General features: G+C 60.7%; 1 pseudogene. It reads right to left on the reverse strand.

The features are described 5' to 3' along the window. Window positions 1-360: 360 nt before the first annotated feature. A pseudogene (locus tag NKJ32_RS35460) lies at window positions 361-615 on the reverse strand (hypothetical protein); the annotation flags it as partial.

Genomic DNA, 615 nt, shown 5'->3' on the forward strand with positions numbered 1-615 from the left:
AGAAGCCGCCGCTCGCACAACGAAAAAGCCCGCCGCGGGAGGAGGTGCGGCGGGCTTGATTTGGACGACAGCATTCGGGAGGAATAAATGCCGTCCCTGATCGCCGAGGTCGGGAGGAGGTGACCCGGACGAAACTTGATACCGACAACCTACTCCCTTCCACGCTCCCGAGAAGCATTAATTGTGCATAGCAGCATTGCGATTTTGTGCAGCGCACACCTAGACCTGATAGATGTGTTTGCCAGACCTGCAGCGCAGGCCGTGTGCTGCGCGCCGCAGCGATGCACATGTTCGAAACTGGCGGCATCAGCAGCCAGCCCGGTGACGTTATCTACTCCCGCCGCGCGCAGCATTGCAGTATCATGCTGCCAGATCGAGAAGCTTCTTGGCCTTGCCCTCCATCTCCAGGCGAACATCCTGATGCGGCTTGTCGCGCGCCACCCGTGTAATGCCCTGCACGAAGTCGAAAATCGAGGCGGGCGGGTGCCCTTCCTCCGAAAGCACGGCATCGATGATCTTCGTCGTATCCGCCTTGGAGAAGCCGCGCTTGCGCAGGAAGCTCTGGCGATCTTCGTCGTCCCGAGCGACGACACGCTCCCGCGAAGCCTTGATGCC

Source organism: Mesorhizobium sp. M0159 (assembly GCF_040322295.1).
GTDB lineage: Bacteria > Pseudomonadota > Alphaproteobacteria > Rhizobiales > Rhizobiaceae > Mesorhizobium.